The sequence below is a fragment of the Streptomyces sp. NPDC057438 genome (genome assembly GCF_042802995.1).
Taxonomy (GTDB): domain Bacteria; phylum Actinomycetota; class Actinomycetes; order Streptomycetales; family Streptomycetaceae; genus Streptomyces.
The window spans coordinates 26420-48513 of record NZ_JBHVDD010000080.1 but is presented as its reverse complement, the minus strand read 5'-3'; the positions used below and the strand labels follow the sequence as shown (position 1 = coordinate 48513).

The following is a 22094-nucleotide window of genomic DNA, read 5'->3' as shown; positions in this document are numbered from 1 at the left end:
ACCCCGGGGGCGGTCTCCTGGGCGCGCCCCCGCCCCCGGGCGTCCAAAAATTGGGGGGCCCCCCCCCCGGCGTTGGGCCGCCGGGGGGGGGGGGCCCCCCCGGCGCGCCCCCCCCCACAGCGGGGTGGCGGCCCCGGTCGGACACCGCTCTCCGGGACGCCCTCTACTATGCCCTTGCGTATTCACTGCGCGTGGGGCGTGTGGGCGGCGAAAGGGAGTCAGGGGCATGCGACGGCTGGGGGAACTGGAGGCGGAGATCATGGACCGCCTGTGGACGTGGAACCGTCCGGCCACGGTGCGCGAGGTCGTGGACGACCTCAACAGGATCCGTCCGGTCGCCTACACCACCGTGATGACCGTCACCAACATCCTCTACAACAAGGGCTGGCTGCTGCGGGGCAAGCAGGGCCGCGCCTGGCTGTACTCACCCGTGCGCAGCCGGGAGGCGTATGCCGCCGCCCTGATGGAGGACGGTCTCGGCGCGAGCAAGGACCGCCCGGCCGCGCTGGTCCACTTCGTCGAGAACATGACCGAGGAGGAGCAGGCCGCCCTGCGCAAGGCGCTGCGCGCGGTGGGGCGGCAGGCGAAGCAGTGAACGCGGCCCTCGCACTCGGCGCCTACACGCTCCTCGTGGGCTTCGTCGCCCCGTTCCTCCTCCTGCGGGCCGACTGGCCGCACCGGGCACCCGCCCTGGCCCTGGCGGTCTGGCACACCCTGGCGCTCTCCTTCGCGCTCGGGACCGCACTGACCGCGTACCACCTGTTCATGCCGATGGAACACGCGCACGAGGGGCTGTCGGGGCTGCTGCATTCCTGCGGTGTCGACCTGGGCGCGGGCGGCCCCGCTCCCGACACCGCCGAGCGCCTCTCCGTCGTGCTTCCCGCCACCCTGGGGATCGCTCTCGCGGGCGGCTTCGCCTTCCACGTCGCGCGGGCCAGGCTGACGCGGACCCGGCACCGGGAGGCGGTGGATCTGGTGGGCCGCCGCTCGGTCCGGCTGGGTGCCACCGTCCTGCCGTACGACGTTCCCGCCGCCTACTGCCTGCCCGGACGCCGGCCCAGGATCGTGGTCAGTGAAGCGGCCGTACGGGAGCTGGCGCCGGAGCAGCTCGCGGCCGTTCTGGCGCACGAGCGGGCCCACATCGCCGGCCGCCACCATCTGGCGCTCGCCGGCGCGGCGGCGTTCCGCTCGGTCTTCCCCCTGCTGCCCCTGGCCCGCCAGGTCCGCGAACAGACGGCACTGCTGCTGGAGATGGTCGCCGACGACCGGGCCCTGCGAACCCACTCCGAAGGGGCCCTGGCGACGGCGATGTACGCGATGGCGGCGGCCCGGACGCCGGAGGACGCGTTCGCGGCGGGCGGCCGGACGGCCCTGGTCCGGATGCGGCGGCTCCTCGGGCCGCGCACCGCTCCGCACCCCGCCCTCCGGGGCGCCATGGCCGCCGCGACCGCCGTCGTACCGCTGATGCCGCTGCTGGTCGCCTGCCCGATCGGCGTCGGTTGAGAGGTGCTGACGGCGGTTCGGGCGAGGTGTGTGGCCCTGTCCGCGCGGGCACGGTCACGCGGCCATCATCAGCAGCATCGTCGCCATCGAACCGCCCATGCCGACCTGCCCGGCCAGGCGCACGTTCGGCGCGGAAAGCATCGCCGGAGTCCGGGTGGCTCGGCGGTGGCGGGCCTTCGCGGCGGGCGGAGCGGGTGGTCCGCCCGAGTCCCGTGTCCGGGCACGCACGGCGAGAGCCGTGACGAGCAGGAAGTAGGCGGCCAGCGCCCAGAAGACGGCACGCCACAGCAGTGCGGAGCCGGACGTGGCCGCGGCCTCGGTCACGCCGTGCGCGTCCATGTCCACCGCCCCGGCCGTGGCCCCGTGTCCGTGTCCGTGTCCCAAGGAGCCCGCCAGGGCGAGCGTGGGGCCCGAGGCGGCGCCGGGCATGGCCAACGTCATCAGCACCATGGCCGCGCTGCCTACCACCACATGGGCGGCGTGCCCGAGATGCCGGACGCCGCTCCGGAGGGCCTGCCGTACGGACAGAGCCACACCCCCGAGACAGAGCACGGCGAACACCGCCGCCCACCACATGCCGTACGTCCCGTAGAGGACCGCCGTCGGAGGCGCCGCCATCACGGCCATGCCCCCACCCATCACGGCCTCGGCCCCGGCCTCGAAACGGGCCCGGCCGCCCGCCACTGCCATGCGTACGAGGTTTCCGACGGCCACTCCGGCGCTCAGCGTCATCAGCATCCAGCCGAGCAGGTGTCCTGTCACGTCACCACCCCTTCGCGGCACCGGATTCCGGATCACCGCTCCGTCCGTCGATCACTACGTATCTACTTAGTACGTACCGATCGAGGTTCCGACTCAGCGGGGCGGGCGCGACACTCCGAAGGGAGGATCGAAGCGTCCTCGCCATATACCCCCAGGGGGTATATTCTGGCAGCGACCGAGGGACAGGACCACACGGACGAGAAAGGTGATGAGAGGACATGGACCACAGCGCTCACCACGACGGCGCCGGGCATGACCACACCGCCGACGAGCACCCGCACGGCCACACCGCCCACGGTTCACCCCACGGGCCCGGGCACGGCGGAGCTTCCTGGGCGATGGCGGCGAAGGCGACTCTGCACTGCCTGACCGGGTGCGCCGTCGGCGAGATCCTCGGAATGGTCATCGGCACGGCCCTGCTGTGGGGCAATGTGCCGACCATGGCGCTGGCCATCGCGCTCGCGTTCGTGTTCGGCTACTCGTTCACCCTGTTCGCGGTGCGTCGGGCCGGACTGAGCTGGAAGAGCGCGCTCAAGGTGGCCCTGGCCGCCGACACCGTCTCGATCGCCGTGATGGAGCTGGTCGACAACGCGATCATCGCCCTCACCCCGGGAGCCATGGACGCCCATCTCGACGACGGACTCTTCTGGTCGGCACTGCTGGGCGGGTTCGCGGTCGCCTTCCTGATCACCACGCCCGTGAACAAGTGGATGATCGGACGCGGCAAGGGCCACGCCGTCGTCCACGCCTATCACTGAGACCCTTTCCGCCGGCACACGGCTCCGGGCGGCTCGCGACGGGCTGATGGTGGCGCCCCCGTCCACCTCGCCCTCCGCCCCGTACAACCGTTCGCTCTCCTGGAAGGTCGTACGGGCGTCGGATTCTCAGACAGGAGCACTACGTTGCGCAGACGCACCCTGACCGTGGCCACGGCCACCGCCGCCCTCGCCCTCGCCGTCACCGGGCTCGGCGCACCCACGGCCGTCGCGGCGCCCTCCGGTCTGGCGGACGACTTCGACGGCGACGGCTACCGCGACCTCGCCATCGGTACGCCCAAGGCGAGCGGCGGCACGGTCACCGTCCTCTTCGGCTCCGCCGCCGGCGTCAGCCCGGCCCGGTCGGTGAACGTCACCCAGAACACCCAGGGCGTGCCCGGTGCCCCGGAGAGCGTGGACAGGTTCGGGGAGAACGTCACCAGCGGCGATGTGAACCACGACGGCTACGCCGATCTGATCGTCGGCGCGCCCGGCGAGGAGGTCACCGGCAAGCCGCGGGGCTCGGTCACGATCGTCTGGGGCGGCGCGAAGCCGTTCACCTCTGGGGGCATGGTGCTGACCGCGCCCACCGCCGAGGCGGACGGCTTCGGCGAGAGCGCGGCCTTCGCCGACCTCGACGGGGACGGCAGCCCGCAGCTCGCCGTCGTCGGCAGCGACACGTTCTGGTGGTACGCCGACGGCGGGCCCACGCAGGACGGCGCGCTCGCCCCCGAGGTGGACTTCCTGCCGGACGGCGTCCAGCTGGACGGCATCGTGGCCGGCCACTTCTCCTCCAAGGACGGCGGCAACGGCTACGAGTACGTCCTGCACGGCCGCCAGTTCGAGCCGGACGGCTCGCCGATGCCCGGCTATGTGGGCGTGGTGCGCGGCGGCCCCGGCGACGTCGGCTCCGTCTACGCCACACTCAGCGACGACGGGACGACCGGCTCCGCCGCCTGGCGCTCGGCGGCCGTCGCGACGGGCGACATCGACGGCGACGGGTACGACGATCTGGTGACCGCCGACACGGCGGGCGTCAACGGCGGTTCGATCATGGTGCGGTACGGCTCGGCGTCCGGTCTGCCGCACAAGGGACGTACATACCACCAGGACAGCCCCGGCGTCCCGGGCACCGACGAGGTCTATGACAAATTCGGCGCGGCGCTCGCCCTGGGCGACGTGACGGGCGACGGCCGTGCGGACCTCGCGGTCGGCGCGCCGGACGAGACCGTGAACGGCAAGCGCCATGTCGGCAACGTCGTTCTCCTCAAGGGCGGCCCGGACGGCCTGACCACGGCCGGCGCCCAGTCCTTCCACCAGGCCACGGCGGGCGTTCCGGGCGCGGCGGAGGCGGGGGACCACTTCGGCTCCGCGCTCCGCCTGCGCGACGTCAACGGCAACGGCAAGGCCGATCTGGCGATCGGCGCGGACGGCGAGGACATCCTGCCGAACGGCTACGACGACGGCGCGGCCTGGGTGCTGCGGGGCTCGGCGTCCGGCCTGACGACGACGTCGGCGACCTCCTTCAACGCGACGGACTTCGGCTACCCCGTGGTGGCGGGCCGGAAGTTCGCGGACGTGTTCGCTCGCTGAGCGGCCACGGAACGCGCCGGACGCCGTGACGCCGGGCATCCGCGGCGGCGGCCGACGGCCCCGGCGTGCAACTCCGCGAGGAGTGCGCCCCAGGGGGTGCCCGGCAGCCGGCCAGGCTTCGGCGGACGGTCACCGGGGCCCACCGGGAGGACCGGGCGGCGCTACGGGAGGACTGGGGCCCTGCGGGAAGTCCGGCGCGCCGACGTCCGCCGGCCTGGACGCCGGCGGGCGTTCGACCCGGGTCCGCCCGGCGCCGACGGGCACCGGGCGGCACGCGTCAGTCCACGATCACCCCGGTGCGCGCCGCCGGGGCCCGCCCGGCGCGCAGGCCGCCGAAGTTGCCCTCGACCTCCGACTTCTCGGCGGCGTTCGGATACGGGTTCGTGCACGCGGTGCCCGCCGTGGAGCCGGACATCAGGCTCGAACACGGTCCGGGCTTGCGGTCGGGCAGCCCGAGGATGTGCCCGAGTTCGTGGGCGGAGATACGGATCGTGTTGTAGCCCTGGTCGACGGCCTGGCGTCCGATGTAGACGGTGCCGTTGCCCAGGGTGGTGGGCAGGGCGCGCGGCCAGCCGTTGTCGGCGAGGACCCGGATGTTCGCGCGTTGCCCAGTGGCGACCGGCCGCAGTTCGACGGCGTCGACACTCTCGTTCCAGATCGCCGCGCCCCGGTCGACCGCGCTTCTGAACTCCGCCGAACCGCTGGCGTCGTAGGTGAGGACACGGGCGGCCGCGGAGACATCGGCCGTGCCGGCGGAAGCGGCCACGGCCTGGCCACCGGTCAGGGACAGGGACACCACCAGCGCCGCGGTCAAGGCACCGGTCAGCGTGCGGACGTGCATGATCGACCTCCTCGTGGGGGAAGGGGCAGTCGTGCTCATGACATTATTGGCTCCCTGCCCGGTGTGACGGAGGTGAATCCGTCAATCGGCGGAGCACCGGGGCGAGCGGCGAGCGCGCTCACGAGACCGCGTCGGCGAACCCCTCATCGGTCAGCCAGCGTTGGGACCTGCGGACCCGGTCCTGAGGCACGGGCTCCAGGAGGATGATCGCCCCCTCGGCCCGGCGCACCGGCGTCACGGCCACGCCGGGCTCGGCGACGAGCGTCAGGAGGCCGTCTGACGCCAGGTCGTAGCGCGTGTCCGCCGACTCCCCGCCGTCCTGCGCGGCCGCGCACGGCCGCAGGGCGACGGTGCCCTGCGGCTCGGCGTTCAGGCACAGTTCGGGAGCCGCCTGGTTCCGCAGGCGTCCCTTCCCGTCCCACCGCCACAGCTGACTCGCCGACCCTTCGCACCGGGCCGTCACGGCGGGAGTGCCCGGCGCCTCCGCCGAGGCGCGCAGGTCGAGGCAGAGCCCGGTCCGCACGTTGCGCAGCCGGGTCACCGGGACCTCGTTCGCCCCCGGGGCGGCTGACGTGTCCGAGGACGGGGCGGTGCCGGGGCCCGGTGCGACGGCGGACGGCACGGAGGCGGTCGCTGACGGGCTCGCGGACGGCACGGCCGCCGAACCGCCCACTGCCTCGCTGTCACCACCGGCTCCGTCGAGGGCCATCGGAGACGCCGCGATCACCCCGCACAGCAGCACCCCCAGGGCGGCCGGTAGTGGCCACCGGAGCCGCCGCGGCGCGGGACGGTCCGCGTCCACGGGCCGGGCCTCCGCCTCCACGGGCCGTGCGGCGGGCTCCGGCCGCGCATCGGCCGCCGCCCGGGCGAGGACGTCGGCCGACGTCCTCGCTCTCTCCTGACGGCCCGGCCGGGTCGCGAGGTAGTCCGCCGCGCGGAATCCCAGAACCGCCTCCGCGAGCAGCACGGGGAGCCGCTCCGGGGACTGGTCGAGCTGGTCCACCGCCGCCCGGCAGTAGGCGCAGCCGTCGAGGTGGTCGCTCACCTCCGCCATCATCTCCGTGTCCCCCCGGCGGACGTGGACGTCGATGAGCCGGTGGAGGCGGCGGCAGCGCTCGTCGCGAGCGCGGTCGAGGTGGACCCGTACGCACTCGTCGCGCAGCAGGGTGCGGGCGCGTTCGGGGTTCAGCAGGGCGGGTTCCACACCGACCAGCGGTGCGACCGTCTCGATGTCCTCGGCCTCGACGACGGTGTGCCACAGCAGCGTCTGAGCGCGGTGCGGCAGGTTGCGGAAGGCGAGCAGGACCAGGCCTCTGGCGCCGCTCCCCCGGTCCGTGCCGGACACCGTCCGGCGGGCGTCGCCGGCCGCGTCGTCCCGCAGGCCGGGGTGGAGGGAGGTGCGCCTGTCGTCCGTGTTCCACTCCCGGGCGGCGTCGAGGACCGCGGAGAGCAGTCGCGGCCGCCACGGGAAGTCCGCTCCGGCGTGTGCCGCCGCGTCACCGTAGGCGGTCCGGAAGGCCAGCCCGGCCAGCCGTTCCGCGGCGCCCCGGTTCCGCTCCGCGCACAGGGCCGCGTACCGCAGGACGGACGTGCCGTGCAGCGCCAGCAGTTCACCGGCCGTGGGCACCCCGGCCGCGCGCGCGGCCTCCACGGACTCCGCCTGCGCGAACTCCGGGGGCGCGACGGGCTCGTGGCCCACACCCTCCCCGGGCGTCACGCGCTCTCCTCCGCCGTTCGGAGCCGCCACCGCGGGAGCACCTTCCATGGTTCCGGTCCCCTCCCTGTTCGTACCGTCGATACGGCCGTCCACGGCTCCGTGCTCAACGCCCGCACCGGAAGATCGAGGCCGCCCGCTCGCCAGGAAGTACGTCCCGGGCGGTGACACGGTTCACCGGCGGACGCCGAACCGCCGGAACCGGTGCCACGCGGACGCTCCCGCTCCCGACGGCCGGCCCCGGGTCACGGCGCCCCTGTCCCGGGTGCCGCATCCCGCGTACGTCCCAGCGGTGCTCCGTCGCCGCCGGTCAGGGCGCTTCACCGTCCCGGCGTCCCAACTCGTCGACGGAGGCGCACGAGCGAGGCTGGAGCCGCCGGCACCGGCCTTCGTGCCGAGACAGGTCGTGGCCCCGGCCGCCTCGGTCCTTCAGGCCTTCTCCCGGCGGCGCTCCGGGCCGGAAAAGACGCCGTCGTCACGCGTTGAGCGCGGCGAGCACCACGGACCTGGCCTCCTCCTGGACGCGGCCCAGGTGGTCGGGGCCGAGGAAGGACTCCGCGTAGATCTTGTAGACGTCCTCGGTGCCCGAAGGGCGGGCCGCGAACCAGGCGTTGTCGGTGCCGACCTTGATGCCGCCGAGGGCGGCGCCGTTGCCGGGGGCCTCGGTGAGGACCGAGGTGACCCGCTCGCCGGCGAGGGTGTCGGCGGTGACCTGGCGGGGCGAGAGCCTGGCGAGCAGCGCCTTCTCCTCCCGGGAGGCGGGGGCGTCGACGCGCGCGTAGGCGGGGGCGCCGAAGCGGTCGGTGAGCGCGGTGTAGTGCTGCGAGGGGGTCCTGCCGGTGACGGCCGTGATCTCGGAGGCGAGCAGCGCCAGGATGATGCCGTCCTTGTCGGTGGTCCACACCGAGCCGTCGCGGCGCAGGAAGGACGCGCCGGCCGACTCCTCGCCGCCGAAACCGAGCGTCCCGCCGGCCAGACCGTCGACGAACCACTTGAAGCCGACGGGGACTTCGACCAGTCGCCGGCCGACGTCGGCGGCGACCCGGTCGATCATGGAGGAGGACACCAGGGTCTTGCCGATCCCGGCGCCCTCGGGCCACCGCTCCCGGTGCGAGAAGAGGTAGGAGATCGCCACCGCCAGATAGTGGTTGGGGTTCATCAGGCCCGCGTCCTTGGTGACGATGCCGTGCCGGTCGGCGTCGGCGTCGTTGCCGGTGGAGATGTCGAACCGGTCGCGCCGCTCGATGAGCGAGGCCATCGCGTACGGCGAGGAGCAGTCCATCCGGATCTTGCCGTCCCAGTCCAGCGTCATGAACCGCCAGGTGGGGTCGGTGAGCGGGTTCACCACCGTCAGGTCGAGCCGGTGCTCCTCGGCGATCCGGCCCCAGTAGGCGACGGAGGCGCCGCCCAGCGGATCGGCGCCGATGCGCACGCCGGCGGACCGGATCGCGTCCAGGTCCAGGACGTTCGGCAGGTCGGCCGTGTAGGCGCCCAGGAAGTCGTGGCGGCCGGTGCCGGGCGCGGCCAGGGCGCGGGCGTACGGGATGCGGCGTACGTCCTTCAGGCCACCGGTGATGATCTCGTTGGCCCGGTCCTGGATCCACGAGGTCGCATCGGAACCGGCGGGGCCGCCGCTCGGCGGGTTGTACTTGAAGCCGCCGTCGGCGGGCGGGTTGTGCGAGGGGGTGACCACCACGCCGTCGGCGAGGCCGGACGTACGGCCGCGGTTGTGGGCGAGGATGGCGTGCGAGACCGCCGGGGTGGGCGTGTAGCCGTCGGCCTGGTCGATGAGGACGGTCACGTCGTTGGCGGCGAAGACCTCCAGCGCCGTGATCCGGGCGGGCTCGGACAGGGCATGGGTGTCGGCGCCGAGGAAGAGGGGGCCGTCGGTGCCCTGCGCGGTGCGGTACTCGCAGATGGCCTGGCTGGTGGCGGCGATGTGGTCGTCGTTGAACGCGGCCGCGAGGGACGAACCGCGGTGTCCCGAGGTGCCGAAGGCGACCCGTTGGCCGGGGTCGGCGGGGTCGGGGTGCAGCGCGTAGTACGCCGTGACCAGGCGGGCCACGTCGACGAGGTCCTCGGGTCCGGCGACCTGTCCTGCTCGCGCGTCCTGCATGTCCCGTTCCTCCGCACTGGCCGACCGTTGGGTTCGGCCCCCATTCTCCCCCGCCGGGCCGGTCGGCACGCATGCGCACCGGCCGGCCGTCGTCACCTGCCGGGTGGGTCAGAGTGCCGTGAAGGTCCACAGCAGGTTGGTGCTGCCGTCGTACGCCCGCTGTTTGGCCACGGCGCCCGAGGCCACGTTGCCGGCTCCGTCGAGGACCAAGCCGGTTCCCCGGTTGGCGATCGAGTACCGGCCGTCGCCCCGGTGGGTGATCCTCCACTGCTGGTTGCCGGATCCGTTCCACGCGGCCTGCCGGACGGTGGAGCCGTCGGCGGTGGCGCCCCAGCCGTCGGCGACCATGCCGTTGGTGCGGTTGACGAGTCTGACGTAGCCACCGCCGACGTCGACCACCTGCCACTGCAGGTTGTGGTGGCCGTCCCAGGTCCACTGCTTGAGGTCGGCGCCCGAGGCGACGTTGCCGCCGCCGTCCAGGGCGAGGCCGTTGGTGACGTTGTCGATCCGGAAGTACGTCGTGGGCCTGAACTGCACCCGCAGGGAGGTGACCTTGTCGTTGTTGCCGGTCACCCGCAGGTCGGGGTTGTCGGCGGTGAAGGTCCACGAGGTGCCGGTGAAGCCGTCGCCGGAGTAGCCGATGACCTGGTATCCGGGTGCGAGCCGGAGCGAGGAGAGGGTGAGCGTGCCCAGCCCCGACGCGGTCAGCGCGTCCGCGGTGTAGTCGCCGACAGGGAGCACGGCGCCGGTGCCCGCGTGGTCGACGTCCTTGAAGGCGACGGCCCCGGCGAGCGGCCGCAGGCTGGGGATTTGTCCCGGGAAGGTGAGCTTCAGGACGTACGCGTCGGCGCTGTACGGCGCCGAGGAGGGCAGAGCGACCGTCAGGCCGGAGGAGTTCTGCACCGGGGCCGGCAGGTCGATGTAGGTGCCGGCGGTGGTGCCGAGGAGTTTGACCGAGGTCAGCGACGACAGGCTGATCCGGTCCGAGGTGAGCGTCTTGATCGTCACGGAGCTGCCGGGCCAGCCCAGGACGGTGGCGTACAGGACGGTGTTGGCCTTGTCGCGGGTGAAGCGGATGTCCTGGGCGGTGCCGGCGTGCGGGGTGGTGAAGGACCCTCCGCCCATCTTGGTCGGGCCCTCGCCGTACGCGGTCCACGCGCGGGTGGCGTAGACGGACTCGCCGAAGCGCTTCAGGTGGTCCCCGATGCCGAGCAGGATGTTCTTCTGGGCCTGGGGGATGGTGCCGTCGGCCATCGGCGCGACGTTCAGCAGCACGTTGCCGTTCTTGCTGACCCGGTCGAGGAAGGAGTGCAGCATCTGCTGGGTGCTGTAGTAGCCGATGCCCTGGGTGTAGCACCAGCTGGAGCTGGAGATGCTGTCGTCGGTGAGCCAGTACGGGGCGGTGAGGTCGGCCGGGCCGCCGCGCTCGTAGTCGAACATCTCGCCCTTGCCGTTCATGCCGTCCTTGTACGTGGCGACGACCTCGCGGCCCCAGCCGTTGGCTTGGTTGTAGTAGTACGACAGGAACTTGAGCCGCTGTGTCTCGTCGACGGCGTCCAGCTTGAAGTCCTGCCAGAGGATGTCGGGCTCGGCCCGGTCGATGACCTCCTTGAGCTTGTCGTACCAGAGCTGGTCCTCCGCCGCCCTGCCCAGCTGCCCGTACAGCTTCTTCAGGCCGGTGTCGCTCTGCGCGGGCGCGAACTCGTAGAAGCCGTTGTGGTTGTACGCGTGGTGCATGGCGACCAGGAGCTTGAGATTCCTGCCGCGGATCGCCGTCGTGAACAGGTCCAGCAGGTCCAGCCCGGGGCCCTTGTCCACCGAGTTCCACTCGTTGACCTGGCTGTCCCACATGGAGAAGCCGTCGTGGTGCTCGGCGACGGGGCCGGCGAACTTCGCGCCCGCGTCGACGAACAGCTGGACCCACTCGTCGGGGTCGAAGTTCCCGCCCGCCGACTTGAGCTTCGGGGCGAACTTCACGGTGGCGCCCGCCAGGTCCTTGGCGCCGTCGATGAAGTTGCGGTACGCCCAGGAGGCGGGGCTGCCGTAGGTCGCCGTGTGGTGCTTGTTGGCCTTGCTCCCGCTCTGGTACATGGAGCGGGGGTACCACTCGCTCTCGTAGGCGGGAACGCTGAAGGCGCCCCAGTGGAAGTAGATGCCGAACTTGGCGTCCTGGAACCACTCCGGGGCCGGCGGGTGCTGGTCGACCGAGTTCCAGTCGGGCGTGTACGTACTGGGCGCGGCCTGCGTGGTGTCGGCGCCGAGGACGCCCCCGGCGACCGCGGGCGCGGCCACGCAGGTGGCGCCGGCCAGGAGCTGACGTCTGTTGATCGAAACCGACATGGGGGCATCCCTGATGCGGAGGGGAGACAGGGGGAAGGGCGATCGACTTGGCTCTCGGGCTCCGGGGCGCCGATCGCCACGCATGAAGGTCACCGCACGCCCCCGCGCGATGTCAACGGGCGCGCAGGGATCAAAGTGGTCAATCGGAGATATGTTTCATCCGATTAACCGGGCTTTGCCCCGACTTCTTCACCACGAGACATCACATGTTTCGTCGACTCCACCCCGCTCCGGCCGATCACGGACCGGTCGTGATTGATGGGATGGATTTCCCTCTTCATAGAAGACTGTCGCCACAGATGCGCCGAACGAACCGGTACTTTCAGGCAAAACTTACGAGGGGCTGGACAGAACACGAATCCCGGCCTATACATACATCCCATCTCTCCCCTGGCGACGGCACACACCGTCGCTCACGAAACATCTCCCGCTACGGGACCAGCGTGAGGAATCACCGATGAGAGTCAGAACCGCCCTCTGTTCTGCTGCCTCCGCCCTCTCCGCCCTGGCACTGCTGACCGCCTGCGGCGGCTCCGGCAGCACCACCACCGCGTCGAGCGACGGTGAGCCGCTGGTCGGCGTCGACTACCCGCGCTCCGACACCGACTTCTGGAACTCGTACATCAAGTACACGCCGGAGTACGCCAAGGAGCTGGGTCTCTCCCTGAAGACGACCAACTCGCAGAACGACGTCGCCAAGCTGACCGCCAACGCCCAGACCTTCATCAGCCAGGGCGTCAAGGGCGTGGCGATGGCCCCGCAGGACACCGCCGCCATCGCGCCGACCCTGACGCAGCTGGAGGCCAAGAAGATCCCGGTCGTCACCGTCGACACCCGCCCCGACACCGGCAAGGTGTTCATGGTCGTACGGGCGGACAACCGGGCCTACGGCGAGAAGGCGTGCCAGTACCTCGGCACCAAGCTCGGCGGCAAGGGCAAGGTCGTCATGCTCCAGGGCGGCCTCGACTCCATCAACGGCCGTGACCGCACCGAGGCGTTCAACGAGTGCATGAAGAAGAACTACCCGGACATCAAGGTGTTCGGTGAGGCCACCAACTGGGACGGCGCCGTCGCCGCGCAGAAGCTGCAGACGGACCTGACCGCCCACCCGGACATCAAGGGCATCTACATGCAGTCCAGCTTCGCCCTGTCCGGGACCCTCCAGGTCCTCAAGCAGAAGGGCCTGCTGGTCGACCCGAAGAACAAGAAGCACGTGTTCGTGGTCTCCAACGACGGCATTCCCGAGGAGCTCAAGTCGATAGCCGCGGGGAAGATCGACGCCACCGTGTCCCAGCCGGCCGACCTCTACGCCAAGTACGCCCTGTACTACCTCAAGGCCGCGATCGACGGGAAGACCTTCAAGCCCGGGAAGACCGACCACGACAGCACCATCGTCCAGGTCCGCGACGGACTGCTGGAGGACCAGCTGTCCGCCCCCCTCGTCACGGCCGACGGCAGCACCTACGGCGGTGTGCCCAGCGTCAAGAGCGACGACACGTCCCTGTGGGGCAACAACCTCGGCTGATGGATCGTCAGGAAACGCGACGGCTCACGAACACAAGGCGGTTGAGATGAGCGACGGGGAGCGAGCAGTCACCCCCGCGCCCGCCCCGACGGACGACGGACGGGCCCCGGCGGGCCCGGCCGTCGTCGAGGCGACGGGCATAGTCAAACGATTCGGTCCGACGGTGGCCCTGAACGGCGCCCGGATCACCATCAGGCCCGGCGAGACCCACGCGCTCGTCGGCCGTAACGGCGCCGGCAAGTCGACCCTGGTGTCCGTGCTCACCGGACTCCAGGCCCCCGACGAGGGCACGGTCACCTTCGGCGGCTCCCCGGCCCCCCGCCTCGCCGACCGGGACGCCTGGTGGCAGCGCGTGGCCTGCGTCTACCAGAAGTCGACGATCATCCCCACGCTGACCGTCGCCGAGAACCTCTTCCTCAACCGGCACGACCACGGCCGGCACCGGCTGATCAGCTGGAAGGGCGTACGCGGCCGCGCCCAGGAACTGCTGTCGACCTGGTCGGTGGACGTGGACCCGCAGACGTCGGCCGGTGAACTCGACGTGGAGCAGCGCCAGTTCGTCGAGATCGCCCGTGCGCTGTCCTTCGGCGCCCGGTTCATCATCCTCGACGAACCGACCGCCCAGCTCGACGGCGCGGCGATCAACCGGCTCTTCGACCGCATCCGCGACCTGCAACGCCAGGGTGTCACCTTCCTGTTCATCAGCCACCACCTCCAGGAGGTCTACGAGATCTGCGACATGGTCACGGTGTTCCGGGACGCCCGGCACATCCTGACCGCACCGGTCACCGAACTCCCCCGCACCGACCTCGTCGCCGCCATGACCGGCGAGGCCGCCGCCGAACGCCGCCAGGAGCGGGCGAGTTCACTGAACACGGACACCGCCGCGGCCCTGGACATCAGCGGCCTGGACGGCGACACCTACCACGGTGTCTCCTTCCAGGTGCGTGCCGGGGAGATCGTCGGGCTCGCCGGGGCCGCCGGCAGCGGTCGCACCGAGGTCGCCGAGACCGTCGTGGGGCTGCGGACCGCCGACGGCGGCCGGGTCGAGATCGCCGGAACGCTCCCCCGGCCGGGCAGCGTGCCCGCCGCGCTCGCCGCGGGCGCCGGGTTCGTCCCCCAGGACCGGCACCACCAGGGGTACGTCCCCGGCATGTCGATCGCGGACAACGCCACGCTGTCCGTACCGCACCGGCTCGGCCACAACGGCTTCCTCAGCGGCCGCACCCGCGACCGGCTCGCCGAGGGCATGATCGAGAAACTGGCGATCAAGACTCCCGGCCCCGAACTGCCCGTCTCCGCCCTCTCGGGCGGCAACCAGCAGAAGGTCGTCATGGCCCGCGCCCTCGCCGACGACCCCCGGCTGCTGGTCCTGATCAACCCGACCGCGGGCGTGGACGTGCGGTCCAAGGAGTTCCTCCTCGGCAAGGTCGAGGAGACCGCGCAGACCGGGACCGGTGTGCTCATCGCCTCCGACGAACTCGACGACCTGCGCATGTGCGACCGGGTCCTGGTGATGTTCCAGGGCCGTGTGACCTCGGAGATCGCCCGCGGCTGGCACGACCACGACCTCGTGGCCGCGATGGAAGGAGTGGACCTCAATGCCTGAAACCGTCCTCGCGGACACACCTGCCCCCAAGGCCACCGAGCCACGGGCCAAGGGGACCGCGCTGTTCGGCGGCCGCATCCCCCTGGCCCGGCTGCGCGACCTCGCGCTGGTCCCCGCGATCGTGGTCATCGCGATCGTCGGCCAGATCGTCAACCCGGTCTTCCTGCAGGGCGACAACCTCATCAACGTCCTGCAGACCATGTCCGAGATCGCCCTGCTGGTCCTCGCCCAGACGATGGTCCTGATCGTCAAGAAGATGGACCTGTCACTGGAGTCGACCATGGGCCTCGCGCCCGGCGTCGCGGCCTGGCTGGTCGTACCGACCGGTGCCGGACACGGCCTCGGCCTCCTGCCCGGCGCCTGGGCCATCCCCGTCACCCTCGCCGTGGGCGCGCTCATCGGGGTCATCAACGCCCTGCTGATCATCCGCTTCGGCCTCAACGGCTTCATCGTCACCCTCGGCATGCTGATCGTCCTGCGCGGCGTCCTGACCGGCATCTCCGGCGGCCAGACCTTCTTCCAGCTCCCGGAGTCGATGCTCTACCTCGGCACGGCCCAGTGGCTGGGGGTGCCCGCCTCCATCTGGCTCTGCCTCACCCTGTTCGCCGTCGCCGTCGTCGTGCTCGGCTGGACCAGTTTCGGCCGCTCTCTGTACGCCATCGGCGGCAACGTGGACGCGGCGAAGGCGGCCGGTATCCGTACCGACCGGGTGCTGTGGATCGTCATCGTCACCGGCAGCCTCCTCGCCGCCCTCGCCGGGCTGCTGCTCTCCGGGCGGCTCGCCTCGGTGGCCTCGGCCCAGGGCAACGGCTACATCTTCACCGTCTTCGCCGCCGCCGTGATCGGCGGAATCAGCCTCAACGGCGGCAAGGGCACCATGTTCGGCGCCTTCAGCGGCATCCTGCTGCTTTTCATGATCCAGAACGTGCTCACCCTGGCCGGCGTCCCCGCCCAGTGGATCGGTGCCCTCAACGGCCTGATCATCCTGGTCGCGCTCATGATCTCCCGCATCACGGGCGGCAAGGTCCAGGAGTGACGCCGGGCGGCAGTCGCCCGGACCACGGTGCCGGCACCGCCGCCGCGCCCTGCTCTTTCCTCATCTCGTCGCAGGGGCCCTTCGTCCCCCGCTCGCACAGGAGTTGCCATGTCCTCCGCTGAGTCCGCCTCCCCCCGCATCACCGCCCTGGACGTCCTCGACGTACGCTTCCCCACGTCCGAGCATCTGGACGGCTCGGACGCGATGAACCCCGAACCCGACTACTCGGCCGCCTACGTCGTCCTGCGCACCGATGCCGGAGACGGGCTGGAGGGCCATGCCCTGGCCTTCACCACCGGACGCGGCAACGATGTCCAGGCCGCCGCCATCGCGGCCCTCGCCCCCCATGTGGTGGGCCTGTCCGTCGAGGACGTCTGCGGCGACCTGGGCGCCTTCTCCCGCTCCCTGGTCCACGACCCCCAACTGCGCTGGCTGGGCCCGGAGAAGGGCGCCATCCACATGGCCACCGGAGCCGTCGTCAACGCGGCCTGGGACCTCGCCGCCAAGCGCGCGGACAAGCCCGTCTGGCGCTTCCTCGCCGAGATGTCGCCCGAGGAGCTGGTCGCCCAGATCGACTTCCGCTGGCTGTCCGACGCCCTCACCCCCGACGAGGCACGGGAGATCCTGCGCCGCGCCGAAGAGGGCCGCGAGGAGCGCACCGCCCGCCTGCTGGAGCGCGGCTACCCCGCCTACACCACCACCCCGGGGTGGCTCGGCTACTCCGACGAGAAGCTGGCCCGTCTCGCCCGCGAGGCCGTCGCCGACGGCTTCACCCAGATCAAGCTAAAAGTCGGCGCCGACCTGGAGGACGACGTCCGCCGTATGCGCACGGCCCGTGCGACCGTCGGCGACTCCGTTCGCATCGCGGTCGACGCCAACCAGAGGTGGGACGTCCAGCCCGCCATCGACTGGATGCGGGAGCTGGCCCCCTACGACCCGTACTGGATCGAGGAGCCCACCTCGCCCGACGACATCCTCGGCCACGCCGCCGTCCGCCGGGCCGTGACCCCCATCAAGGTCGCCACCGGCGAGCACATCGCCAACCGGGTCGTCTTCAAGCAGCTCCTCCAGGCCGGCGCGGTGGACATCGTGCAGATCGACTCCGCCCGGGTCGGCGGCGTCAACGAGAACCTCGCGATCCTGCTGCTCGCCGCGAAGTTCGGGTTGCCGGTCTGTCCGCACGCGGGCGGGGTCGGCCTGTGCGAGATGGTTCAGCACCTGTCGATGTTCGACTACGTCGCCGTCTCCGGCACGACCGAGGACCGGGTCATCGAGTACGTCGACCACCTGCACGAGCACTTCGTCGACCCGGTGCGCATCGCCGAGGGCCATTACCTGGCGCCCGAGCGCCCCGGCCTGAGCGCGGAGATGCACCCCGAGTCCCTGAAGGAGTACACGTACCCCGACGGCCCGGTCTGGTCGGCCCGTGTCTGACGCCGCGCGGCTGGTGGACGCCCACCACCATGTGTGGGACCTCGCCCACCGGCCACAGCCCTGGCTGGACGAGCCCGGCCACGAACCGATCCGCCGCACCTTCGACATGGACGACCTGCGCGCGGCCGCGCCCCGGCCCGTCGCCGGGAGGTCGCTGGGCGGCACCGTCGTCGTCCAGTGCGTCACCTCCGTGCCGGAGACCCGCGAACTCCTCGCCCTCGCCGAGCGGGACCCCCTGATCGGGGCGGTCGTCGGCTGGGCCGACCTGACCTCCCCCGCGATCGGCGACGTCCTCGACGACCTGCGGGCCGGTCCGGGCGGCGGGCACCTACGGGCCGTACGGCATCTCGTACAGGGCGAGCCGGACCCCGAGTGGCTGCAACGCCCTTCCGTGGAAAGGGGGTTGCGGGCCGTGGCCGATCGCGGGCTGGCGTACGACGTACTGGTGCGCCACCACCAGCTCGGCCAGGCCGTGCGGCTCGCCGAACGCCTCCCCGGTCTGCCGCTCGTCCTCGACCACGCCGGGAAGCCGCCCATCGCCTCGGGCGGGCTGGGCGCCTGGGAGGAGGAGGTGCGGCGGCTGGCCGGCCACCGCCAGGTGCGCTGCAAGGTCTCGGGGCTGGTCACGGAGGCCGACCACCGGACGTGGACCACGGACGACATCCGTCCCGTGTGGCACGTCCTGCTCTCCGCCTTCGGTGCCGACCGGCTGATGTTCGGCTCGGACTGGCCGGTCTGTGTCCTCGCGGGCGGCTGGAACCGGTGGGCCGCCACCGTCGAGGACCTGCTCGACGAGTGCTCCGCCGCCGAGGGGGAGGCGGTCCTCAACGGCACCGCCACCGCGTTCTACCACCTGAACTCCCCTGCCACGCGCACCCTTTGAAACCTTCCGCAGCCCCTTGAGAGGAGGGAGGAGACACCGTGCTCCTGACCGACCTGCTGCACCCCGGCATCCTCGAAGCCCTCGCCGGAGCCGGCCACGGCGCCCGCGTCCTGCTCGCCGACGGCCACTATCCCGCGAGCACCGCCACCGGGGATCGCGCCCGGACCGTCCACCTCAACCTCACCCCCGGCCTGCTGGACGTCACCACCGTGCTCGACGTCCTGCTGGGCGCCCTGCCCGTCGAGTCCGCCCAGGTGATGGTTCCGCCGGAGGGCGAACCGGAACCACCGGCCATCGCCGAGTACCGCGCCCGCCTGGCACCGGTCCCGGTCGACACGCTCGGCCGCTTCGCGTTCTACGACGCCGCCCGCTCCCCCGACCTGGCGCTGGCGATCGTCACCGCCGACACCCGCACCTACGCCAATCTGCTGCTGACCATCGGCGTCCGCGCTGAAGGGACCCTGAGAACACGATGACCCTCGCTGTCCGTTACACGGCCGCCCGCACGTTGGACACGGCTCCGGCGCTCGACGTGCCGCCGGGTCCTGGTGAGGTGCAGCTGGCTCCCGCCTATGTCGGTATCTGCGGCACCGACCTGCACATCTTCCACGGTGACATGGACGCCCGGGTCGCCGCGCCGGCGGTCCTGGGTCACGAGATGTCCGGCCGGATCGTCCGGGTCGGGCCGGATGTGGAGGGCTGGGCGCCGGGTGACGCGGTCACCGTGATGCCCCTGCGCTGGGACGGCACCTGCCCCGCCTGCCGGGCCGGCCACCGGCACATCTGCCAGAACCTCGACTTCATCGGCATCGACTCCCCCGGCGCGATGCAGCAACGCTGGACCGTCCCCGCCTCCACCCTCATCCGCCTGCCCGACGCCCTGCCACTGGACCGGGCCGCACTGGTCGAACCCACCGCCGTCGCCGTGCACGACGTGGGCCGGGCCGCCCTCCGGGAGGGCGAGAAGACCGTGGTGGTCGGCGGCGGACCGGTCGGCATCCTCATCGCGCTCGTCGCGCGGGCCGCCGGGGCGGAGGTGCGCGTGGTGGAACTGAGCGCACACCGGCGCGCACTCGCCGCGGAACTGGGACTGACCGTCTGGGACCCGGCCGCCGAGGACGTGCCCGCTCTGGTCGGTGAGTGGACCGGTGGTGCGGGGGCCGAGGTCGCCTTCGAGGTGTCCGGTGCCGCGGGCGGTGTGGACACCGCGGTCGAGGTGCTGGGAGTGCGGGGCCGGCTGTGCCTGGTCGCCATCCACCCCCGGCCCCGAGAGATCAACCTGCACCGCTTCTTCTGGCGCGAACTCACCCTCGTCGGGGCCCGGTTGTACGACCGCGCCGACTTCGAGAAGGCGGTGGCCCTGGTGGCGGACGGCACCGTCCCCGCCGACCGGCTGATCAGCAGGACCGTTCCCCTCACCGAGGCACCGGCCGCCTTCGAGGCCCTGGAGGGCGGCGGCGACGTGATGAAGATCCTCGTCGACTGCGCCACCGCAACCACCTGCACCACCGACGACGCCACGCAGGGAGCCACCGCATGACCTCCCCCTTCGACCTGACCGGGAAGCTCGCGGTCGTCACCGGTGCCCGCCGCGGGATCGGCCGGGCCATGGCCCGCGCGCTGGCCGGGGCCGGCGCCGACATCATCGGCGTCAGCGCCACCCTGGAGGACACCGGCAGCGACGTCGAGAAAGACGTCCTCGCCGCCGGCCGCACCTTCGAAGCCATCCGGACCGACTTCGCCGACCCCCACGCCGTACGAGACCTGGGCGACAACCTCGCCGCACGCAGGCGCCCCGTCGACATCCTCGTCAACAACGCCGGCACCATCCGCCGCGCACCCGCCACACACCACCCCGACGACGACTGGGCGACCGTCCTCCAGATCAACCTCACCGCCCAGTTCACCCTCACACGCGCCATCGGCACGACGATGGTGGCCCGGGGCAGCGGCAAGGTCATCTTCACCGCCTCGCTGCTCAGTTTCCAGGGCGGGATCACCGTGCCCGGCTACACCGCCGCCAAGCACGGCATCGCCGGACTCACCAAAGCCCTGGCCAACGAATGGGCCCCCCACGGCGTCAACGTCAACGCCCTCGCCCCCGGCTACATCGCCACCGACAACACCCGCGCCCTCCAGGACGACCCCACCCGCAGCACCGCCATCCTCCAGCGCATCCCCGCCGGACGCTGGGGCGACGCCGACGACCTCGCAGGCGCCACCGTCTTCCTCGCCTCCGACGCCGCCGCCTACATCCACGGCACCGTCCTGCCCGTCGACGGCGGATGGCTCGGCCGATGACCACCGACCTCGCCGGCCTGCTCGACGGCGCCCGGATCATCCCCGTCCTGACCGTCCCCGACCCCGCCACGGCCGCCCCCCTCGCCGACGCACTCACCACCGGCGGCGCCCGGTGCGTCGAAGTCACCTTCCGCACACCCGACGCCGAACACGTCCTGAAGACGATGGCAGCCCACGGCGGCCTGACCGTCGGCGCCGGCACGATCCTCACCCCCCGGCAGGCCGAACGCGCCGTAACCGCCGGCGCCCGCTTCATCGTCTCGCCGGGCCTGGACGCCGAAGTGGTCGCCACGTGCCGGGAGCTGGGGGTGCCGGTGGTGCCCGGCATCGCCACCGCCACCGAGCTGATGCGCGCCCTGCGGACGGGCATCGACACGGTCAAGCTGTTCCCCGCCGAAGCCATCGGCGGCCTGCAAACCCTGCGCGCGCTGGCCGCACCCCTCCCGCAGGCGCGCTTCATGCCGACCGGTGGCATCGGCCCCGACCAGCTGCCCGGCTACCTCGCCCATCCCGCGGTCCTGGCCGTGGGCGGCAGCTGGATGGCCACCCCCGCCCACCTCGAACACGGCGACTACACGGAGATCAGCCGCCTCACCGCCCAGGCAGTGGAACGGAGCACCCCATGACCGACGTGATGGCGCTCGGCGAGGTCATGCTCCGCCTCGACCCCGGCGAGGGACGCATCCGCACCACCCGCACCTTCCAGGTCTGGGAAGGCGGCGGCGAGTACAACGTCGTGCGCGGCCTGCGCCGCTGCTTCGGCCTGCGCACCGCCATCGTCACCGCCCTCGCCGACAACCCCGTCGGCCGCCTCGTCGAGGACCTCATCCTCCAAGGCGGCGTCGACACCACCCAGATCCGCTGGAGACCCGACGACGGCATCGGCCGCACCACCCGCAACGGCCTCAACTTCGTCGAACGCGGCTACGGCATCCGCGGCGCCCTCGGCGTCAGCGACCGCGCGAACACCGCCGTCTCCCAACTCCGCACAGGAGACATCGACTGGGACACCCTCTTCTCCACCGGAGTCCGCTGGTTCCACACCGGAGGCATCTTCGCCGGCCTCTCCGACACCACCACCGACCTCGCCGACGAAGCCATGACCGCCGCCCGCCGCCACGGCATCACCGTCTCCTACGACCCCAACTACCGCCCCAGCCTCTGGACCGACCGCGGCGGCCCCGACCACGCCCGCGACACCGACCTCCGCCTCGCCCCCCACGCCGACGTCATCATCGGTGCCCTCGGCCTGGCGGGTCCCCGCCCGGGTGAGGGGCGGGTCCTCGCCGACGAGGTGGGCGACGCGCTCGCCGAAGTCGCCGCCCGGGTCCCCTCCGCCAAGGTGCTGGCGACGACCCTGCGCGAAGTTCCCTCGGCCGGTGTCAACGACTGGAGTTCGGCAGCCTGGTCGCCCGAGACCGGCCTGGTCACCGGCCCCCGGATGCCCGGCCTGCATGTCCTGGACCGCATCGGCTCCGGCGACGGCTTCGCCGCCGGACTCGTCTACGGCCTCCTCACCGGCACCACCCTCGAACAGGCCCTCGCCTACGGCACCGCCCACGGCGCCCTGGTCATGACCACCCCCGGAGACGTCTCCATGGCCTCGCTGACCGAGGTCGAGGCACTGATCGCGGGCACGTCGGCCGCCGTCAGACGCTGATCCCCTCCTCCACACAGTCGTA

19 protein-coding genes are annotated in these 22094 nt (G+C 71.9%); 14 read left to right on the top strand and 5 right to left on the bottom strand.

The window, feature by feature from the left end:
* Positions 1-226 precede the first annotated feature (226 nt).
* Together ACFU5F_RS32730 and ACFU5F_RS32725 are read left to right on the top strand one after the other, a co-directional pair.
* A complete protein-coding gene (locus tag ACFU5F_RS32730; protein WP_383895188.1) occupies positions 227-595 on the top strand; it encodes a BlaI/MecI/CopY family transcriptional regulator in 369 nt (122 codons plus the stop codon).
* Positions 592-1503: a M56 family metallopeptidase gene (locus ACFU5F_RS32725; RefSeq protein ID WP_383895186.1), complete on the top strand. Its 912-nt coding sequence runs from the start codon at positions 592-594 to the stop codon at positions 1501-1503. The genes ACFU5F_RS32730 and ACFU5F_RS32725 overlap by 4 nt, the downstream gene beginning before the upstream one ends.
* Positions 1504-1557: 54 nt before the next feature.
* Here ACFU5F_RS32725 and ACFU5F_RS32720 read toward each other — a convergent pair whose 3' ends face one another.
* Positions 1558-2265: a DUF5134 domain-containing protein gene (locus ACFU5F_RS32720; protein WP_383895182.1), complete on the bottom strand. Its 708-nt coding sequence runs from the start codon at positions 2263-2265 to the stop codon at positions 1558-1560.
* 218 nt (positions 2266-2483) lie between these two features.
* Here ACFU5F_RS32720 and ACFU5F_RS32715 point away from each other — a divergent pair, with 218 nt between their 5' ends.
* Both ACFU5F_RS32715 and ACFU5F_RS32710 read left to right on the top strand, forming a co-directional pair.
* On the top strand, positions 2484-3023 hold the full coding sequence (locus tag ACFU5F_RS32715; RefSeq protein WP_383895179.1) for a DUF4396 domain-containing protein: 540 nt from the start codon (positions 2484-2486) through the stop codon (positions 3021-3023).
* Positions 3024-3167: 144 nt separating this feature from the next.
* Positions 3168-4613, top strand: a complete 1446-nt coding sequence (locus ACFU5F_RS32710; protein ID WP_383895177.1) for an FG-GAP repeat protein — start codon at positions 3168-3170, stop codon at positions 4611-4613.
* 277 nt (positions 4614-4890) lie between these two features.
* Here the strand turns inward: ACFU5F_RS32710 and ACFU5F_RS32705 are convergent, their stop codons facing one another.
* From ACFU5F_RS32705 to ACFU5F_RS32690, 4 genes are all read right to left on the bottom strand, one after another.
* A complete protein-coding gene (locus tag ACFU5F_RS32705; RefSeq protein ID WP_383895174.1) occupies positions 4891-5454 on the bottom strand; it encodes a snapalysin family zinc-dependent metalloprotease in 564 nt (187 codons plus the stop codon).
* A 118-nt stretch (positions 5455-5572) separates the two neighbouring features.
* Positions 5573-7171, bottom strand: coding sequence for a ricin-type beta-trefoil lectin domain protein (locus ACFU5F_RS32700; protein ID WP_383895171.1), 1599 nt, complete (start codon positions 7169-7171; stop codon positions 5573-5575).
* Between the two features lie 472 nt (positions 7172-7643).
* Entirely contained in the window at positions 7644-9284 is a 1641-nt protein-coding gene (pgm, locus tag ACFU5F_RS32695) for a phosphoglucomutase (alpha-D-glucose-1,6-bisphosphate-dependent) (protein WP_383895168.1), read from the bottom strand.
* Between the two features lie 108 nt (positions 9285-9392).
* Complete coding sequence (locus ACFU5F_RS32690; protein WP_383895165.1) at positions 9393-11624, bottom strand: alpha-L-fucosidase; 2232 nt, start codon at positions 11622-11624, stop codon at positions 9393-9395.
* 457 nt (positions 11625-12081) lie between these two features.
* On the opposite strand from ACFU5F_RS32690, the gene ACFU5F_RS32685 reads away from it, so the two are divergent.
* From ACFU5F_RS32685 to ACFU5F_RS32640, 10 genes are all read left to right on the top strand, one after another.
* On the top strand, positions 12082-13149 hold the full coding sequence (locus tag ACFU5F_RS32685) for a sugar ABC transporter substrate-binding protein (protein ID WP_383895162.1): 1068 nt from the start codon (positions 12082-12084) through the stop codon (positions 13147-13149).
* 46 nt (positions 13150-13195) lie between these two features.
* Entirely contained in the window at positions 13196-14758 is a 1563-nt protein-coding gene (locus ACFU5F_RS32680) for a sugar ABC transporter ATP-binding protein (protein WP_383895159.1), read from the top strand.
* Positions 14751-15794, top strand: a complete 1044-nt coding sequence (locus tag ACFU5F_RS32675; protein ID WP_383895157.1) for an ABC transporter permease — start codon at positions 14751-14753, stop codon at positions 15792-15794. Before ACFU5F_RS32680 ends, ACFU5F_RS32675 begins: the two co-directional genes overlap by 8 nt.
* 108 nt (positions 15795-15902) lie before the next feature.
* Positions 15903-17228 (top strand): enolase C-terminal domain-like protein, encoded by a 1326-nt coding sequence (locus ACFU5F_RS32670; RefSeq protein ID WP_383895155.1) that lies wholly within the window; start codon positions 15903-15905, stop codon positions 17226-17228.
* Positions 17221-18111 carry an amidohydrolase family protein gene (locus ACFU5F_RS32665; RefSeq protein ID WP_383895152.1) on the top strand — a complete coding sequence of 297 codons (891 nt, stop codon included), beginning with the start codon at positions 17221-17223 and terminating at the stop codon, positions 18109-18111. Before ACFU5F_RS32670 ends, ACFU5F_RS32665 begins: the two co-directional genes overlap by 8 nt.
* Positions 18112-18149: 38 nt before the next feature.
* Positions 18150-18587, top strand: a complete 438-nt coding sequence (locus ACFU5F_RS32660) for an RbsD/FucU domain-containing protein (RefSeq protein ID WP_383895149.1) — start codon at positions 18150-18152, stop codon at positions 18585-18587.
* Positions 18584-19651: a zinc-binding dehydrogenase gene (locus tag ACFU5F_RS32655; RefSeq protein WP_383895147.1), complete on the top strand. Its 1068-nt coding sequence runs from the start codon at positions 18584-18586 to the stop codon at positions 19649-19651. Before ACFU5F_RS32660 ends, ACFU5F_RS32655 begins: the two co-directional genes overlap by 4 nt.
* Positions 19648-20412, top strand: a complete 765-nt coding sequence (locus ACFU5F_RS32650) for an SDR family oxidoreductase (protein ID WP_383895144.1) — start codon at positions 19648-19650, stop codon at positions 20410-20412. Before ACFU5F_RS32655 ends, ACFU5F_RS32650 begins: the two co-directional genes overlap by 4 nt.
* Positions 20409-21038 carry a bifunctional 4-hydroxy-2-oxoglutarate aldolase/2-dehydro-3-deoxy-phosphogluconate aldolase gene (locus ACFU5F_RS32645; protein WP_383895141.1) on the top strand — a complete coding sequence of 210 codons (630 nt, stop codon included), beginning with the start codon at positions 20409-20411 and terminating at the stop codon, positions 21036-21038. Before ACFU5F_RS32650 ends, ACFU5F_RS32645 begins: the two co-directional genes overlap by 4 nt.
* Positions 21035-22072, top strand: coding sequence for a PfkB family carbohydrate kinase (locus ACFU5F_RS32640; RefSeq protein ID WP_383895138.1), 1038 nt, complete (start codon positions 21035-21037; stop codon positions 22070-22072). Before ACFU5F_RS32645 ends, ACFU5F_RS32640 begins: the two co-directional genes overlap by 4 nt.
* The last annotated feature ends 22 nt before the right edge of the window (positions 22073-22094 follow it).